Raw genomic sequence first — 18,423 nt, forward strand, 5'->3', positions numbered from 1 at the left:
CCAAATGGATTAGTCTGAATTCTGAAAAGTATGATATACTTGTACTGAACTTGAGAGGAGGAACGAGAATGATGAGTCAAACCTTTTATTTAAAAGAAAAAGATCAGTCGTTAACCGTCCTGACACCAGTCCGTCTGGCTATTCACGTTCCGTGTACGATTCTTGAAGCACACGATGAGCATCATCATTTATATCACCTATATTTTGAAGACCAGCAATTCCTTGCCGCTAAAAAAGTGAGCCGCTCCAAAAGGCGCAGCTACACTGAAGAAGCGTTCACACAGGGAATTGTTTTTTTATGCCCGCATCCTCTTGCAGAGCAGCTTGCAGAACCTGAAAGTACGCTAACTAATAGGACATTTACAGCACTGCTGAAAAAAATAGAAGACAATCCTTTAAAAGCAGTCGAGATTTTCAGCTGTTTTGATGGCTTAATTAAAGAAGAAAAATTATTTAAAGTCCTCAGAGATCATTACTATACTTATAAACGCGATGGCAAATTCCAAAAAGCAACGATTATATACGAAAGAATTAAAGCCATTTACCCTGATCATGAATGGGTTCAGTCGATCAGACCGGATAAAATGGATTTCAGCAAAGATAGAAGAAAACTATGGGAGGAACGTAAGCTGACGGACAACTTTTCAGTACAGTATCAGCTTGCTGCTGCGGAGGAGGAATACAGAAGTAAGCCAAGTCCCGGCACCTTCCAAACTTTATCAGCTTTTACAGGCAGCCATTACTCTTCTTCTCAGGCACAATTACTGTTTGAGCGACTGCTCGCAGATGGCTTTGATGAGCCTGCAAGAAACTCTTTTAAAGAATTCATCAGAAATGAACAACCTGCAGAAGCGCTTCAAATACTTGTAACGCATCCCTTCAAACTGAAGGCTTCAGATGTACGGGATGTGAGAGCTTTACTCCAGGACCAGGACAACCTTGCAGAATTATCTCTTGAAGATCTGTGTAAGAAGCTTTCACCACTGCTGTCTGATCATCCTGAAGAGCTCAATCAGATCATACTATCTGCACTGAAAAATACTGCAAATCGTGACATTCACGATTTGGAAAAACAATTAAAACCAGTGGCCCACCTTCCTGTTTTTAAAATCGTCAGTCAGCTGACTGAGATCGCAGAGGATCCGGAACAGCAGGCGAAAGCAGGCTTCCTGTATAAAGAAATCGGATTTTATCATGAGGCGATTGACTGCTTCTCTTATGAAATGGAACTGAATCCGGAATCGAGAGAACCTGTCGAACAGCTTTCCCAGACTTATCTTGCAGCGGGACTGACACATGAATCCAAAACATACCAGCAGCTGCTGAAAACGATGGTCTCATAGTAAAAGGACATTCCAATGCGGAATGTCCTTTTTATTTACCTGTTACCCTTTCCACGGCCTGCAACTTCTGGTTAATCCATTCCCGGTCCATAGCAGGCATTTGTTCAAGTTCTGCTTTTTCAATGACATATTTCGCAATATCTCTCAGTGAAGTAAGATGCTGGTGCGGAGCGTTCTCTCCTGCAAATGCAATCGCTTCAAGCATCGCAGTGAGTACAGACACATCCTCTTTGCCATAGTGACGCAGCTGAAAAAACGTTTTGTACAGTATATCTCTAAATGACGGCAGGCTGACTTTCACGATGCCATCTCCGTATTGATCTGTCATAAGAATTGCACGCACGGGAAGCTGCGCCATGTTTCCAAGCAGCCTTCCAATATGTCTGATGCTGTCATTGGCAGTATTCGGATCGTTAATTCCCGGTGAAATCGCACGCAGCGCAACCTCCACCATCTTTTGAATAGCAAATACCGGATCCTGCCTTACGTCTCTTTCATTTCCGATCAAAAAGCTATCAGCAAGCGGCAGGTCTCTAACCTCAGGAAGTCTTTCAGGACGGACGAATACGGTCAGCAATGGTGTTGCTTTATGAACATACTCACCGATTGGTACATTAACTTCAATTTTCACTTCATGCGCCGCTGCTTTTTTAGCAAGCTGGTCTAAATCTATATACTGAACGTAGCCGTAATCCTGTGCCTGAACCTGAAAATACGTCTGACCAACATTCCAGTTTTCACCCGAGTGTTCCAGTGAGACGTTTGGTTTTTGCATCAATTGAAAATAATAGTCTGTTACATCATCCGTGTCATTTGCCAAACGTTCAATTAAACGGCTTGCCTGAATATCATTCGCTACGTGGTGAATAAAGATCGCAAAAAACACGAGACACATGATGGCGATAAAGACACCGACTACACCCGCAATGACCGGTTCATCCGAGAAGCTGTCTCTCATAAACAGCATCGAAAGCGTAGAATAAATAAATCCACCCATAAAGATACCCAACACTCTGAGTGTAAATGGATCTGTAATAAAATTCTTAATTGTTTTTGGTGAGTAAAGTGAAGCATATGTTGTCAGCACAACCATTATTGTTGAAAATGTAAATGTAGTCATCGTTAGAAGTGCAGTAATAAGTGCAGTCAGGATTGCCTGCGCAAGCTCGACTTCAGTATAAAAGATCATCGGTAAATCCGAAACGGTTCCCCCGTAATTGATATCAATGTATCCAACAGCTGCTGCCAGCAGTACAGCCAGCAAACTATATCCAGCGGGTCTGAGCCAAACTTTGTCTTTTAAACTGATCCACCATTTCTTCATTTGGCATTACCCCTTTTTCATACTTATTTCTCCTAGCCTGACGCTTGTATATCATCACTGTGAGTCTTACATTCAGTATAATTTACATACTATGTTTTGTCCTGCTCTTTCTGCTGATGCAAGCCTTGTTCCCATCGGCTATAATAGACTGTATAAGCAACATTCAGGAGGAAATAATGGATATTTTTGATATAGCAAAACTCGCCGGCGTTTCTAGAAAAACGGTCCAACGGGTGTTGAATGATTCACCCCAGGTAAAAAAAGAAACGCGTGAACGCATTCTTCAAATCATGAATGAACACAACTACCACCCCAACGTCTCTGCAAGACGATTAACAAAAAAGAAAACGCAGACGCTCGGGTTATTTATTATTCAGGATCCTGAAAAACATAACATTTATGCAGATGACCTGTTTTACAGCACAGTCATCAGCAGTATGATCAGCTCCTGCGCGGATCGCGGCTATAATGTACTTGTCACAACTTCTACCATTGATGACACTTCCCCTATCTTAAAGCTGTACAGGGAGAAAAGCATTGATGCAGGAATGATCATCAGCTGGTCAAGTGTACAGAAAACGGTAAACGAAATCAGACAGGCCGGCTTTTTAGTCGGTGTGTTTGATCAGAACAACCTCGATGCGGACCAGCAGGATATACCTGTTCCAATTCTTTTAAATGAGGAGTCCTCACTTCATGCAACTAGCCACCTTATAAAGCTTGGGCACCAGCGGATCGGGATCATTACCGGTGAACAGGAAAACCGTGCAGCAGTTGAACGTCTGGATGGTTACAAGCAGGCTATGCAACAAGCAAAACTTGAAGAAGGTCCTGTTTATTTCGGGAGCTTCGTTGAACAGGCTGGCTACGAAGCAATTACAGACTGGATTGGAAAAGGCACCCTGCCGACAGCTGTTGTCTGTTCAAATGACCTGATTGCAATCGGAGCATTGAAGGCATTGGGTGAACACGGTATTTCCGTCCCAAAGCAGATCTCATTGATTGGTTTTGATAATATCCGTCTCACAGAATACACAAACCCCTCTCTCACAACCATGCAGCTTCCGAGAGTGGAAATGGCTGAATATCTGGTGGAGCAATTAATCAGTCATGTTGAATACGGTGTTCCTGCGCCTGTAAAACCTTTTACGGCAGCATTAATTGAGCGGGATTCGTGTACTGAACCCTTTTCTTGATATACACCTTTAAATAAACTGATTTTTCACACTAGATCAATAGTACCTTTTTACACATAAAGCATTCATTATCGCAAAAACATGTTGTCAAAGATGATGAATGCTTTTATAGTTAATATCAAATGTCCCACGTAGGACAAAAATAAAGGAGGCAATTGAATGTTAAAAAAGAGTAGTGCACTGCTGTTAGTCTTCTCGCTATCTATGTCCAGTTTCGCAGGCACAGGTTTTGCCAAGAAAGACAACGTTAACCTGAAAAACGATGTGCTGAGTAATGAAGTCATTAAAGGTGATCTTCATATTACACCAGCTGCCGGAAAAAATATTACACTTGATAACGTCACAGTTGAAGGAACCGTCTACATAAAGGGTAAAGCACCTGAAAGTTTAACGATCAATGACTCTTCCCTGCAAACTCTTTTTGTAAAAACGTCTCCACATGATTCAACTTTTACAGTGTCCGGTGATTCAACTATAGAAGAAACGCTGTTTGATGGAAACGGTTCTCTTATAGAAACTGAGCTTACCGCTGATGGTTTTAAGGAAGTTTCGCTACTGAATGGTTCATCGCTGGATCTGTCAGGAGAATTCACTTCAGTTACTGCTGAAGGTAAGAATAAGGGTCAATCTAAACAACTGAATGAACTATCAATTGATGGTGTGATTGAAACCTTATTTTTGAATGCGCTTACAGATGTGGAGCACCCGCTCGACAGCCTGATTAAGTCACTTGAAGTATCACAACTTGCTGCCGGTTCATCTTTAACCGGTGAGGGATTAATTGAAAATGCTGAACTTGAAACGGCATTTGAACTCAATGGTATTTCGACACAAAACCCGGAGGATTTCGTATCACCCTGGTCATTGATCTGGCATGACGAATTCAACGGCAATGAAATCGATCGCTCTAAATGGACGTTTGAGATCGGCAACGGATTTTATGATGCAAACGGAACATTCGTGCCTGGATGGGGAAATAACGAAAAGCAGTATTATACTGACCGTCCTGAAAATGCACGAACTGAAGATGGAAACCTTGTCATCACAGCGCTTGAAGAGGAATATGAAGGCTTTTCATATACATCTGCGCGTCTGAATACAAAAGGTAACTTTTCGAAAACATACGGAAAGTTTGAAATGAAGGCTTCCCTTCCAACAGGAAAAGGTTATTGGCCTGCATTCTGGATGCTTCCTGAAGAAGACCGTTACGGCGGCTGGGCAGCTTCAGGAGAGATTGATATTTTAGAAGCACAGGGAAGCCAGCCTCATCACGCAATTGGCACGATTCACTATGGTGAAACATGGCCGAACAATAAATATACTGGCGCTGAATACACGTTCCCGGATGGTTCAACGATTGCTGATGAGCACGTCTATTCAGTTGAATGGGAGCCTGGTGAGATCCGTTGGTATGTAGACGGCGTACTGACACAGACGCAGAATAACTGGTACAGCAAAGAGCAAAACGCAGCTGCAAACCATACTTATCCTGCTCCGTTTGACCAGCCTTTCCATATGCTATTAAACCTTGCGATTGGCGGAAACTTTGATGGAGATCCGACAGAAGACACCATGTTCCCACAGTCAATGAACGTTGACTATGTTCGTGTGTATGACCTGACAGGACGCGAATACCAGTCACCTGAACTGCCTGTCGTTGAAGCAGAGCCGCTTCCTGAAAATGCGAAGCTGCCGCTTGAAGACGGTAACCTTGTCTATAACAATGACTTCACTGAAGATACGGGCACTGTAAAAGGTGTTGAAGGTGTTCCAGGAACTGATCACTGGTATTTCCTTGCACTGCCTGACTTTGGCGGACAGGCATCACTGTCACTTGATGAGCTGAATGGACAGACATTTGCCAAAGCCGATATTCAAAACGGCGGCAGTCAGCCTTATGCTATTCAGCTGATTCAGGATGTAACGATTGGCAAAGGCCGATATTACAAAGTGAGCTTTGACGCAAAGTCTACGAACAATCGTGATATTAATGTAAAAGTAAGTGGAGATGCTGACAGAGATTATGCCACTTACTCAAGCAGTGAATCCTTCTCACTGACAAATGAAGTTCAGACCTATGAAACTGTCTTCCAGATGACAGAAGAAACAGACCTGAAAGCACGCCTTGAGTTCAACCTTGGTCTTTCAACACTTCCTGTCTGGATTGGCAATGTAAGAATTGAAGAAACAACAGCACCTGAAATTGATCCGGATGCTTCAAAGGCACCTCTTAAAAACGGAAACTTAATCTATAACGGAACATTTGATCAGGGCTTCCCTGACAGACTTCTTTATTGGCATGTGACAGACGGAGCTGTATCAGTAGACCCTGAAAACCGCGTCCTGACAGCAAACGATTCAGACGCTCAGCTTGTTCAAAAAGGCATTCAGCTGCAAAGTGAAAGCCCTTATGAACTGACGATGGATGTAAAAGCCGATGAGACGCGCGACCTTCGAGTTGAATTGATCAGCGAAGACGGCTCGACTGTTTATGCAAGCGAAACCGTATCAGCTGACACAGAATGGTCAATAGAAAATGTACAATTCACCATGCCGGCAGTCACTGACCTGAATGCACAATTCGTCCTTTCATTTGGCGGTGAAGGCAATGTGGAACTTGATAATGTTTCACTGAAAAGAGTTGGTGGACCTGCAAGTGATGCACCAATTCAGAACGGGTCGTTTGATGGAGGATTAGATCCTTGGGTGACGTATTCACACTTTGACACTGATGCGGATGTGCTGCACGTTGATGACCATGCATTGATTCAGATTGGTCAACAGAGCCAGGAGCCTTGGGGAGTCCAGCTTTACCAGGAAAACCTGTCACTGCTTCCTGGAAAAACGTATACTCTTTCGTTTGATGCAAGTTCGACTGTTGACCGTAAGATTGAGGTAACACTTGAAACTGCTAATTACGCACGATCACTATCTGAAATCGTCGAACTTACAGGCGATCAGCAGACTTATGAATTTACATTTACTGCAGCGACTCAGGATTCACTTAGCCTGAAGTTTCTGATGGGAACAATTGCTGGTGAAGCAAATGAAGCGCATGAAATTAAGATTGATAATGTAACTCTGGAATAGAAAAAAGCCGAGACACGGGGGAATGTTCCCGTATCTCGGTTTTTTTGTGTGGTGCGTTCAATTACGTCTGGCGGTGATTCGATTAAGCCTGGAGGTGAACCAATTATGACTGCTGGTGTATCAATTCCTACGGCTCAAATAGACAAACGTTCAATTAACGAAAGAAGTGATTCAATTAAATCCAGGGCTGAACCATATATCCAGACAGATAAGCCAATTAATAACGCACGCCCAACAGTTTCCACCTCACTGGTCCACCATCATCTTACCAAACTGTCCTTTCACCATATCCTCCATCGGCGGGTTATGCAGCCCCATCCGTACATCGCGGTAATAACGCTGCATTGGACTTGATGCAGACATGCTCTGCGGTCCGACAATTCGCATTGATTTTTCCACAATTTCTATCGCTGCATTTGTAATATTCACTTTTGCTGAACTTAAAAGCACAAGTACATCCTCTTTATTTTCCGCACGCTCATAGGCTTCTGCGGTATGATAAAGTACCTGTCTCGCACTGAGCAGCTTAACCTGCAAATCGCCCAGCTTTTCCTGAACATTCGGCAGCGTACCAATCGGTTTTCCGAGTGAAGCAGGTTCATAGGAGGCTGCGAAATTCGCTGCATCTTCAAGTGCTGCTCCGGCAATTCCGATATAGCATGCAGGTATGTGCAGAAGCCAGCTCATTGGCGGTTTGGCACCTGCTTCTTTGCCGTCTTTCAGTATATAGGTCTCAGGAATCTCGACTTTATCTAATACGAGGTCGTGGCTGGCAGTGCCGTGCATCCCAATACTGTCCCATGATTCCCTGATTGAAACACCTTTTGAATTACCGGGAATGATGAAGGTTGCCACCTGTTCCGTTCCTTCTACGACTGCTGTGACAAAAATATAGTCCAGCATTGGCGCAAGTGACGTATAAGATTTCTCCCCTGTTATCTCCCATCCTGCAGCTGTTTTGACTGCAGTTGTGGCAGGCAGTGCGCCTCTCGCAGGACTCCCCGCTCCTTTTTCAGTCGCAGCTGTATTTACGATTGCACCACTTTTTATTTTATCTAAAATAAACGCTGCCGCTTCCTTTTTCCAATGGCGTCTTTCACTGAATTCAAGGAGAGTGCCAGTATGCCATCCGATCGACAGCGCTGTAGCACCGCTCCCTCTGGCAATAGCTTCCTGAAAGATCACAAGCTCATATAATCCCAACCCCTGACCACCGAATTCTGTTGGCAGTGTCAGTTTTGAATAACCAAGATCAATTAGTTCTTTTATATTTTCTTCAGGATAAGCATTTGGTTCATCAAGTGAATGTTCGCGCTTTTTAAATGAAGGAATGAGCCTGTTCAAATCAACCAGCATTCTCTTCTGCGCATCTGTTTTTGTAAAATCGTACACAAAACCCACTCCTGCTTTTTCATATAAGTTTACAGGACGTTCTTTCTATAACCAACCGATTTGCTCGGATAATCAGGCGTGATGTGCTGCAGCTTTACTATCTTTCTCGATCATCTTTTGAAGGGCCATTCTGCTCTGGGGAAGAGACATATTGACAATGGTCCCTGTGAAAAATGCGATCAGAATCGTCCCAACGCCTACGGGTCCGCCCAGCATCCAGCCAATTATCAGCGCAACAACTTCAATTCCTCTACGGACCTTCGACAGATTCCAACCAGTCCTGCGCACAATCATCATCATCACCGTATCTCTCGGCCCTTCACCGAGATCTGCAGATACATAAATTCCGATTCCGTAACCCATCACAACAATGCCAAATAATAAAATCGCTGTTGCACCAATCAGCGTCTGAGGCTCAGGAATCAGCCAGATGAAAAGATCAATAAATACTCCGATTAACAGCATATTCAGAATTGCGCCGATTCGTGGCGGCTTTTTTGTCACTAATACAGTGATCGCAATGATGAATGCTCCGACCAGAATAGCCCATGTTCCTACCGTTAACCCCAGCTGCTGGAACAATCCAACATGCAGTACATCCCACGGACCAATTCCAAGCCGCTGTCCTTTAATTGTCAACGAGATGCCCAGTCCAAGAATGACAAGCCCAACGAGGAAAAAGCTCCAGCGCAATGTTTTTTCTTTTTTATTCATCAGTCATACCTCTTTCAAAAGGGTTAAAAAAACCCATTACCGTATTTTCACTTAGACTACTGTAACATATTTGAGCGGGGTTTTGGATGAGGAGGATTGAATGTGGATAGATTCGCTTAATAAGGCGTGATGTTCGGCGAATAGGGGTTTAGGTTCGATGGGAAATCATGAATGTTCGCCATAACATCACAATGGTTCAACGTATCGTGTAAATATACCTACCCCTCTCTCTATACTACCGATCTACCAAAAAAATCTGCCCTGCTAAGAGGACAGATTTTCTAATTGTTTTATAATGTAAAGCCTGCTGGCGCGTCTTTTACGACTACGATTACTTTACCTTCGTCCAGTCTTTCTTCAAGGTTTTCTGCTTCAGTTGCTGTGAAGCCAAGACCCTTGAACTGGTCACGAAGCTCATCGCCTTTTTTATTGAAAATATTTTTTGCTTTCGATGCAAATCCGCCTGGCGTATTCGCATCAGCATTATCTGCAATTCGTTTCGTACGGTCATCATCATGTGTCACGACATAAATTGTGTCCTCGTTGACACCTTTTGCTTTAATGGAGCCAATTGCATTTACTACTTCTTCGTCGTTTGTAAACTCTTTGTAAAATAGACTCATGCTTATCTCCTCCTGATTAATTGCTTTAAATTGCTGTACAGGAGAATTTTACCCGTCAGGCGAAATCATTAAACGTCCCAATACGTATTATGTCAGTTCCGCATAAGCACCAGCCGTGATATGACTGAGGTCAGCGGGTTTTATTTCAATTTGTTTACCAATCTGCCCGGCGCTCACTAAGATCGTTTTGTGCCCGTCAGCCGACTGATCGATAAAGGTGGGAAACTGTTTCTTCATTCCGATTGGAGAACAGCCTCCCTTTATGTAACCTGTAACCTGATGAAGAATCTTCATTGGGATCATCTCCACTTTCTTTTCCCCTGCAGCGGATGCCGCTTTTTTGAGATTCAGTTCCCGATCCACTGGCACAACATAGACGTAGTATTGTTTTGAATGTCCCTGTGTAACAAGCGTTTTAAATACTTCTTCTGAGTCACGACCAACCTTCTCCGCTACTGAAATACCATCATTCAAACCGTCTTTTGTGCTGTAATCCATTGTTTTATATGAGAGGCCGGCAGCATCCAATATACGCATAGCATTTGTTTTTCCTCTTCCCAATTTGTAACGCCCCTTTGCATTTTCTGATTATTTTTATTTTACACGATTAGCGCTAAACTGTTTTACATTCTTCAGTGGAGGCTCTATGATTATTTTGGATAGCGAAATAAAAAAGTTTATGATAAACGCAGATGATTTCCGCTTCAGGGGGACGCTTTCCATGGCCGGGCGCTGAGCCATCAGGCTGCGCCGTGATCGTCTCACCTGTCCCTTCCTGCCATAGGAGTCGCCCCCTTACGCTCCAAACATCTGCTGATCAAGAACTTTATCCTTTTAAAATAACTAGAATTTTCAAAGATGCTTCGTGCATAAGCAATATCCAGCTGACTCTTGGAGTATTGGACGGAGACTCCCGCCCCAGAAAGGGACAGGTGAGACCCCGCAAGCGAAGCTGAGGAGGCTCACCGCCCGGGGGCAGGAAAGCGCAGTCCCCCACGGAAAGAGGCAGCGGTTCCCGGAAGACAGCTTTATAAAACAGAAAGTAAGAGGTTTTAACATGACAGATATAATAGAAGTTGCTGATAGTCAGAAGAAAAAGCTGACTTTTTTAATTTGTTTAATACTGGCTTTCACTGTGATGAACGGGACAATGTTCAATGTTGCGATACCGGATATTGCAGCAGATTTTGATTTATCTCCGTCCCAGGTCAGCTGGGTACTGACGGGATATATTCTGGTCTTCGCAATTGGTTCTTTGATGTACGGTAAGCTTGCTGATTTATTTGCGATCCGTACTCTATTTACGATCGGGATTTCTTTATTTGCAATTGGTTCTCTGATCGGATTTTTATCCCCCAATTTTACTACGCTAATCGTAGCGAGAATTTTTCAGGCAATGGGCGGCGCAAGTATTCCTGCGCTTTCATTTATTATTCCTGCCAGGTTCATGCCTTCCAGCCGTGGTAAAGTATTCGGTTATGTGGCATCAACTGTTGCGTTCGCATCAGGAGTCGGACCTATCGTTGGCGGCTTAGTCGGTGGTGTGCTGGACTGGCGTTTTCTTTTTGTGATTTCAATGATGTCTGCGCTCTCTATCCCCCTCTTCAGAAAATGGCTTCCTATTGAGGAACGCCGAAAAGGGAGTGTGGATATCCCAGGGGCCATTCTGATTGCGATTACTGTTGCCAGTCTGCTGTTTGTAATCACAACCTACACACTGTGGATACTTGCGATTACAGCAATTGCGGGCGGAATGTTTATCTGGTGGACGATAAAGGCAAAAAATCCTTTTATCCAGCCGGCGATTTTGAAAAATAAACGTTATACCGTTACAGTACTGACAAGCTTTTTCGGGACATCGTGTCTATTTGGACTGATTTTCATTATTCCGATTATGCTTCGTGATCTGAATACGCTGTCGACAATCGGCATTGGACTCGTGCTGTTTCCAGGTGCAATTATTTCAGGTTTTCTCGGTCAGGTGGGCGGACGCGTCATTGATAAGCGAGGCGGTGTCCCAGTGGTTATCACTGCGCTCCTTTTGATTGCAGGAGGCTGTCTGCTGATTTCAACTTTCGCAGGAAGTGAAGCATGGATCATCTCAATCTGTATGCTGGTGGCATATATTGGCTTCCCGCTTGTTCAGAGCTCAACTGCCGACATTTTATCATCCACGCTCAGCCGCGAGGAAAATGGCGTCGGGATTGGATTATTCAATCTGCTGAACTTTATGGGCGGTGCATTTGCCAGCGCAATATTCGGCGCAGTGCTTGAGATTCAGGGTGTAACGCTGCGTTTGAATCCGCTCTCTTCAAGCGGGGACAACGTGATTTACAGTAACCTGTTTATTGTACTGACGCTCCTTGCTGTTGCAAGCGTGACATTCTTTATGATTTTCTATAAAAGAGCTGCCGCTAGACATGCGGAAGTGGGTTAGATATTTTTTAGGCGGCACAGCGGGGACGGAGTTGAGTGATTCATTTTTAGAATGGTTCTAAAAGTAGCGCAGACAATTTCGTCCCCTCTGTGCCTCACCCCTACTAAAAAAGCGTTTCCCTCCAACTAATGGAGAGAAACGCTTTTTTCTTACAGCTTCAGGTTTTTCAGTGCATCGGCAAGTGCCGTATTCACAGGTTCGTCCTGATCCTGTTTTTTCATGTATTTCTTCACGTCCTGTTTGCCTGCTTTGTTTTTCTGATTTTCTTTGCGGCGCTTTTGGAAAGCATCCATTTTTTCACGGTAGCCGCAGACGCAGCTGAATGTCTGCGCATCTCCTTCACCACGGAGGTCCATTTTCTTTTTACATTTTGGACAGCGGGCGTTTGTTTTCTTCGCGATATTTTTACGATGGCCGCAGTCACGGTCCTGACAGACAAGCATTTTTCCATTTTTGCCGTTCACTTCAAGCATGAGTTTGCCGCAGTCCGGGCAGTGCGTGCCTGTCATATTATCGTGCTTGTATTGCGCTTTACTGTTTTTGATTGAGCGAACGACGTCTTTTGAAAACTGCGTCATTTCAGCCATGAATGCCTGTTGTGTCAGTTTTCCATTCGCAATTGCAGAAAGTTTTTGTTCCCATTGTGCAGTCAGTGCTGGCGATCTTAATTCCTCAGGAACCAAATCCAGCAGCTGACGGCCTTTAGAAGTTAGGAAAATATCGTTGCCCCGCTTTTCGATTAAAAAGCTATTAAATAACTTTTCAATAATATCAGCACGTGTTGCTACCGTACCAAGACCACCTGTTTCCCCAAGCTTTTCAATCAGCTCTTTTTTCTCACCCTGCATGTAAGCTTTCGGATTTTCCATTGCCGATAACAGTGTTGCTTCATTAAATCTTGCCGGCGGCTGTGTCTCACCAGTTGTCATGCTGACATTCTGCACGCTCAGACGACTTCCTTTTTCAATACCAGGAAGTGCTGCATGCTGCTCTTCTTCACTCTGATCAAGCTCTTTAAATCCAAGTTTTATAGGAATGTTTCCTTTAGCAGTAAATGTTTCACCACCAATTTCCGCGGTGATCACGGTTTGTTCATATTCATAAGGAGGCATGAGGACAGCCAGGAAACGTTCAGCAATTAAGCTGTAAAGTTTCCATTCCTTATCATTCAACTTCTCTGTCCGGAGCGTTTCCTCTGTCGGAATGATCGCATGATGGTCAGTTACTTTTGCATCATTAATAAAACTTCCTGCTTTAATCGGTTTACGCAACAGCTTTACGACGTGCTGTGCATAAGGTGGTACCTTCATGCCTTTTAAACGGTCAGACAGGGTTTCAGTCATATCAGACGTCAAAAACCTTGAATCTGTTCTTGGATACGTTACAAGCTTGTGCTGTTCATATAGCTTTTGCAATACAGACAGCGTTTCTTTTGCCGAGAAATGATAGCGATTATGCGCGTCCCGCTGTAATTCGGTCAAGTCATACAAAGGCTTGGGAAATGTTTTCTTAGGCGTCTTTTTAACATCCTTAATCACCGCTTCATGCCCTTTAGTCTTCTCTAAAAGGTTATCCACTTTTTGCTGGTCAAACGTTTGATTGGTTTTTCCATCTGTCCATTTCAGCGTTAAACCGTCTGCTTTCGCCTGCAGTCCATAATACTTTTTCGATTTGAATTGCTGAATTTCCTGTTCGCGCATGGCAATCATTGCAATCGTTGGTGTCTGCACACGACCTGTTGAGAGCTGAGCATTAAACTTGGTTGTAAGCGCACGGGTCGCGTTAATGCCGACAATCCAATCAGCTTCTGCCCGGGCTACAGCTGAAAAATATAGTGGTTCATAACTTTTTCCGTCTTTCAGGTTTTTGAAGCCTTCCTGAATCGCTTTGTCGGTGACAGAAGAAATCCATAGACGTCTAACCGGCTTACTCACTTTTGCTTTTTCAAGGATCCAGCGTGCAACGAGTTCACCTTCCCGTCCTGCATCTGTGGCAATAACAATTTCTCCAACATCACCACGTGTAAGCTGACTTTTCACACTTTGAAACTGCTTTCCTGTCTTTTTAATCACAACCAGCTTCATTTCTTCAGGAAGGATCGGTAAATCTTCCAGGCGCCACGACTGATACTGGTCTCCATAATGATCAGGGTCTGCGTGTGTCACCAAATGACCAAGTGCCCACGTAACAATATATTTGTCTCCTTCAAGATATCCATTTCCTTTTTTATGGCAGTCAAGCACTCTGGCAATATCCCGGCCAACTGAAGGCTTTTCTGCCAATACAACTGTTTTTTTCATCGTTGAACCCATCCTTTTTAGTTCGATTTTTTTAGCATATCACAAATGACTATTTGACGCGTGTGTTCTTAACTGAACGGCTGAACGGCCTTTTGAGGTTATTGACGGTTGTATGTTGAGCTGTGACGGTCCGACACACCAGGCCCGACGGTTGTATGAGCACTGTTGATGGTCGTATCGCACGCCAAGACGGTCATAACCGGTAACTTGAACGTGCTACCTGCACGTCCCGCGCTTCCAAAAGTTCTCCATAAAAAAATCCGGAAAGTGCATATCACACTCTCCGGACGGGGATACCTTTACTCATTTCCATTCATTTTCTGCTTTACTTTTTCCGCTTCTTTCGTTGAAGAAGTAAGGCGGATCAGCGTATCTCCTGGATTAATCACTTCTTCCCAGTCTTTTACAAACGGTTCAAAATGTCCTGTTTTATTCAGTACACCAATCAGAAGATCATCTCCATTGATTTCTTCTTTATACTGTTCATATGTGTATTGTTCAGTAACTTGTGTACGTCTGAATGCATGTCCATTTTCCACCCGGCGAATCAGTTCCTGCAATGTTGCTTTCTCATTAAACAGTACTCTTCCTCCAACCGTATGACGCAAACCTGCAAGGTCAGCATCATGGTTCTTCTCCATTGAAACCTGGAACAGATGCTTGCGTCCAATAGATGGTGTGAACGTTGAACAGACAAGTGCATTGTATGAATCCAGAGAAGTTGCAGCAATAATTGATTCATATGGAGTCATATCAAGTCTGTACTCGGTCTGCTCAGAAAGCAGTTCGCCGTGAAAAGTTGGAACCCCTCTCTGCCTTGCCGGAGCAAGGTTACGCCAAGTCGAGTCAACGAGAATAACAGGTACTTTCACTTCCTGCAACACGGTAGCCAAACCTCTTGTAAATGAGTTCCCGCCTACAATAATCATCCCTGGGCGGTCATCATTCGCAAGCTTCAGTTTTTTTGCTACCAGACCAATTGAAAAACCATGAACAACTACTGTCGCGAATACTAACGCAAACGTTAATGCCGTCAGAATTTCAGCGTCTTCAAAACCAGTATCCAATAGAACGGATGCAAAATAACCAGATACAGTTAGTGCGACAATTCCACGTGGTGCAATCCATCCGACAAGTGTTCTTTCCTGCCAGGACAGATCTGTTCCAATAGTCGACAGCCAGATTGAAAGCGGTCTGACAACGATCAGCATCAGTACAACGTATCCGATGATTCTCAAGTTAAAGATCTCAAGCAGCGTTTCCATCTGAAGAGACGCTGTCAGCATAATAAAGATCGTAGAGATCAGCAGGACTGAAATGTTCTCCTTAAAATGACGCATATCACTAATTGATGAAATATGCATATTCGCCATTGTCATTCCCATTGCAGTAACGGAAAGCAGGCCTGTCTCATGCATCACTTCATCTGCAACACTGAAACAGAACAGGACAACGGCAAACAGTACAGGTGATTTCAGAAATTCAGGGATATACCCTTTTTCAAACATCCAGCCCATACCACGGCCGAGCACCCACCCGAGTATCGTTGCAAATGCAGCAGCACCGAAAAACAGAAGAAGGTTCGCAAATGTAACTGACTCATCTACAAAAAATAAGATAATCTGAAAAGCAAACAATGCCAGCAATACACCGAAAGGATCAACAATGATCCCTTCCCATTTTAAAATTTTAGCAGGCCGCGGTTTCAGCTTTGCCTGCCTGAGCAGCGGAAGAATGACCGTTGGACCTGTCACGATGAACAGACCCCCGATTACAAATGCTACCGGCAGAGAAAGTCCAGCTATGTAATGCGCAGTTAATGAACCGAGTATCCAGGCAAGAAACGCACCAATGGTAACAATACGAAATACCGGCCTTCCAAGATCCCTGATTTCCCGGAAATCCAGCTGCAGGCTCCCTTCAAATAGTATGATTGCTACGGCCATTGAAATGATCGGCCCGTACAGATCACCGAATTCCTGTTCCGGATTAATAAACCCTAGTAAAGGCCCTACAATAATCCCTGCCACCGACATGACCACAATTGCCGGCATACGGATTCTCCATGAAAGCCACTGGGATAAGATCCCTAAAAAGACGACAAGCATCGCCGTGAATAATAAAGAATTAAACAATACCGTGACACCACCTTTTACTTCAATCTCATATGTTTATACTTTATCAGTATTATTGTTTTTAAAGAAGAATTAAGTCTCTGTTTCTCTTCTTTTTGTATTTTCAATTTCTCCTGATTTATATATCACTATTTCAGGAGATCTTCCATTGAGTGCTTTTTCAGTCATGGCAAGTGCCAGTTGAGAAGCCCTGATGCCTTTGTATGTTTTAAAAGGTCCCATCATTGCCCATCCTGTAAATGCAATGAATTTTGCAGCTGCTGATTCTTTCACACGAAATTCTCCCGGATCTGTCAGTAGAATAGAAGGACGAAAAATGTGAAGGGAAGGAAGATTGAGCGTTTTTAACTGTTTTTCATAGACACCATAAAGCCTGTTCAGTTTTAACACAGATTGGGGATCGGCACCCATCGAGGAAACGGCAAGATATTGTGAAGCATTGCTCTTTTTAGCTGCAGCAGCTGTTTGAAGCGGATCAAACCAATGGTTTTTCCTGTCAGGCTGCACACAGCAAAAAACATCATCAACAAGACCAAAATGGCTGGCTTCAATATATCTGAAATCTATTATACGTTCTGATATTTTATGATGAATAAGATTTGTTTTACGGTCAGAGAGTACAATAACTTCTCCATATATACTGCGTGAACATAATTCTTTAATCAGTTCATGTCCGGTTGCTGTATTTGATCCGATTACTGCCGCGGTTCGTGTTCTCATCCATGTCACCGCCTTTATACTTATATCGACATTTATTTTGAATTCTAAACAATTCCGGCGGTGTGGATGTGCTCTTTAGCATAGATTCGGTTAAAGTTGGGACTAGCTGCTGGCGGACGATTTCCGCGCCATTACGCTCCGGCTACGGAAAACTGCTTTGGGTTTTTTAGCCTTAGCATACAGAAAAACAGGCCTGGTGTCCGACTTTAAAGAAACGGTCGAACATCAAACCTGCTTTTAATAAAATTTTTTCAGATGTTGAATCTTATTGGTCCAGCAGTTTCACACTTACCTTCACATCAAGCTCCTGGTCGCCGCCGCGATAGACGCCCTGCAGAGGACTAACATCTGCATAATCACGGCCAACTCCGATTCTGATATGATTTTCAAGTGCTTCTACATTATTTGTAGGGTCAAGTCCAACCCATCCGATTCCAGGTACCATTACTTCCACCCATGCGTGAGTGGCTGCATCACCAACAAGCGCCGAATCTTCACCAACGTAAAGATAACCGCTGATATATCTCGCAGGAATATTATGTGCACGCAGCAACCCGATCATTACGTGAGCATAATCCTGACATACCCCGTTTCGACCTTCAATCGATTCCGAAGCTTTTGTATTAACGTCTGTAGCTTCAGGATGATAAGTAAACAGGTCATAAACGTACTTCATAATGTCCAGAGAGAATCTTACTGGGTTTTCTGTGTTACCGATCTCATTTACTACACGATTTACCTGTTCAGGCGTTACGTAGGTATAAGCTGTCTGATTCAAAAACGGCAAATATTGCTGTCTGAAAATATTAGAGTGAAAAATTGACTTCATTTCCTTTGAATAATCAATTCGCTCAATAAAAGGACTTCGCTGAATGCTGATTGTTGAAATCGTTTTTACTTCCAAAGAACGATGAATTTCTGCGATAAAAAATGACTCAACATTGTTTCCCCAAATATCCTGATATTCTTTCGTCAGGGCTTCAGGCGTCAGTTCAGTTCTGTAAGCAAGCAGTCTCTGACACTCATCTGTTCTTGGCTTCAGTCTGATTTCGTTCATGCTCTGGTCAACTGCAGTTGAGTAATTAAATGTATTGGTGTGTGTAATTTCAAATTTCATCGGTCGCCCGCTCCCTCGTGTTGTAAGTTGCT

At 43.6% G+C, this 18,423-nt stretch carries 13 protein-coding genes; 4 read left to right on the top strand and 9 right to left on the bottom strand.

Annotated features, from left to right (window positions below):
- The first annotated feature begins 68 nt into the window (after positions 1 to 68).
- Positions 69 to 1,343, top strand: coding sequence for a hypothetical protein (locus tag E2626_RS13075; RefSeq protein WP_166786824.1), 1,275 nt, complete (start codon positions 69 to 71; stop codon positions 1,341 to 1,343).
- A 31-nt stretch (positions 1,344 to 1,374) separates the two neighbouring features.
- Here the strand turns inward: E2626_RS13075 and E2626_RS13080 are convergent, their stop codons facing one another.
- On the bottom strand, positions 1,375 to 2,667 hold the full coding sequence (locus E2626_RS13080) for a DUF2254 domain-containing protein (RefSeq protein WP_134382228.1): 1,293 nt from the start codon (positions 2,665 to 2,667) through the stop codon (positions 1,375 to 1,377).
- Between the two features lie 176 nt (positions 2,668 to 2,843).
- Here E2626_RS13080 and E2626_RS13085 point away from each other — a divergent pair, with 176 nt between their 5' ends.
- Positions 2,844 to 3,863: a LacI family DNA-binding transcriptional regulator gene (locus E2626_RS13085; protein WP_166786825.1), complete on the top strand. Its 1,020-nt coding sequence runs from the start codon at positions 2,844 to 2,846 to the stop codon at positions 3,861 to 3,863.
- Between the two features lie 159 nt (positions 3,864 to 4,022).
- Positions 4,023 to 6,953 carry a carbohydrate binding domain-containing protein gene (locus tag E2626_RS13090; protein ID WP_134382230.1) on the top strand — a complete coding sequence of 977 codons (2,931 nt, stop codon included), beginning with the start codon at positions 4,023 to 4,025 and terminating at the stop codon, positions 6,951 to 6,953.
- Positions 6,954 to 7,199: 246 nt separating this feature from the next.
- Here the strand turns inward: E2626_RS13090 and E2626_RS13095 are convergent, their stop codons facing one another.
- From E2626_RS13095 to ybaK, 4 genes are all read right to left on the bottom strand, one after another.
- A complete protein-coding gene (locus tag E2626_RS13095; protein WP_134382347.1) occupies positions 7,200 to 8,309 on the bottom strand; it encodes an acyl-CoA dehydrogenase family protein in 1,110 nt (369 codons plus the stop codon).
- A 108-nt stretch (positions 8,310 to 8,417) separates the two neighbouring features.
- A complete protein-coding gene (locus E2626_RS13100; RefSeq protein WP_134382231.1) occupies positions 8,418 to 9,059 on the bottom strand; it encodes a YczE/YyaS/YitT family protein in 642 nt (213 codons plus the stop codon).
- A 290-nt stretch (positions 9,060 to 9,349) separates the two neighbouring features.
- On the bottom strand, positions 9,350 to 9,682 hold the full coding sequence (locus tag E2626_RS13105) for a YflT domain-containing protein (protein ID WP_134382232.1): 333 nt from the start codon (positions 9,680 to 9,682) through the stop codon (positions 9,350 to 9,352).
- An 87-nt stretch (positions 9,683 to 9,769) separates the two neighbouring features.
- A complete protein-coding gene (gene ybaK, locus E2626_RS13110; protein ID WP_134382233.1) occupies positions 9,770 to 10,243 on the bottom strand; it encodes a Cys-tRNA(Pro) deacylase in 474 nt (157 codons plus the stop codon).
- A 496-nt stretch (positions 10,244 to 10,739) separates the two neighbouring features.
- Between ybaK and E2626_RS13115 the strand changes: the two genes are divergently transcribed.
- Positions 10,740 to 12,119 carry an MFS transporter gene (locus E2626_RS13115; RefSeq protein ID WP_134382234.1) on the top strand — a complete coding sequence of 460 codons (1,380 nt, stop codon included), beginning with the start codon at positions 10,740 to 10,742 and terminating at the stop codon, positions 12,117 to 12,119.
- Positions 12,120 to 12,268: 149 nt separating this feature from the next.
- Here the strand turns inward: E2626_RS13115 and E2626_RS13120 are convergent, their stop codons facing one another.
- The 4 genes from E2626_RS13120 to E2626_RS17355 form a co-directional block, all read right to left on the bottom strand.
- Entirely contained in the window at positions 12,269 to 14,419 is a 2,151-nt protein-coding gene (locus tag E2626_RS13120) for a DNA topoisomerase III (RefSeq protein ID WP_134382235.1), read from the bottom strand.
- Positions 14,420 to 14,718: 299 nt separating this feature from the next.
- Complete coding sequence (locus tag E2626_RS13125; RefSeq protein WP_134382236.1) at positions 14,719 to 16,554, bottom strand: cation:proton antiporter; 1,836 nt, start codon at positions 16,552 to 16,554, stop codon at positions 14,719 to 14,721.
- A 72-nt stretch (positions 16,555 to 16,626) separates the two neighbouring features.
- Positions 16,627 to 17,274, bottom strand: a complete 648-nt coding sequence (locus E2626_RS13130) for a Rossmann-fold NAD(P)-binding domain-containing protein (RefSeq protein ID WP_134382237.1) — start codon at positions 17,272 to 17,274, stop codon at positions 16,627 to 16,629.
- A 265-nt stretch (positions 17,275 to 17,539) separates the two neighbouring features.
- Positions 17,540 to 18,391 (bottom strand): transglutaminase family protein, encoded by an 852-nt coding sequence (locus tag E2626_RS17355; RefSeq protein WP_244094329.1) that lies wholly within the window; start codon positions 18,389 to 18,391, stop codon positions 17,540 to 17,542.
- Positions 18,392 to 18,423: the final 32 nt, after the last annotated feature.

The organism is Jeotgalibacillus salarius, from assembly GCF_004405125.1.
GTDB classification, from domain to species: Bacteria; Bacillota; Bacilli; order Bacillales; family Jeotgalibacillaceae; genus Jeotgalibacillus; species Jeotgalibacillus salarius.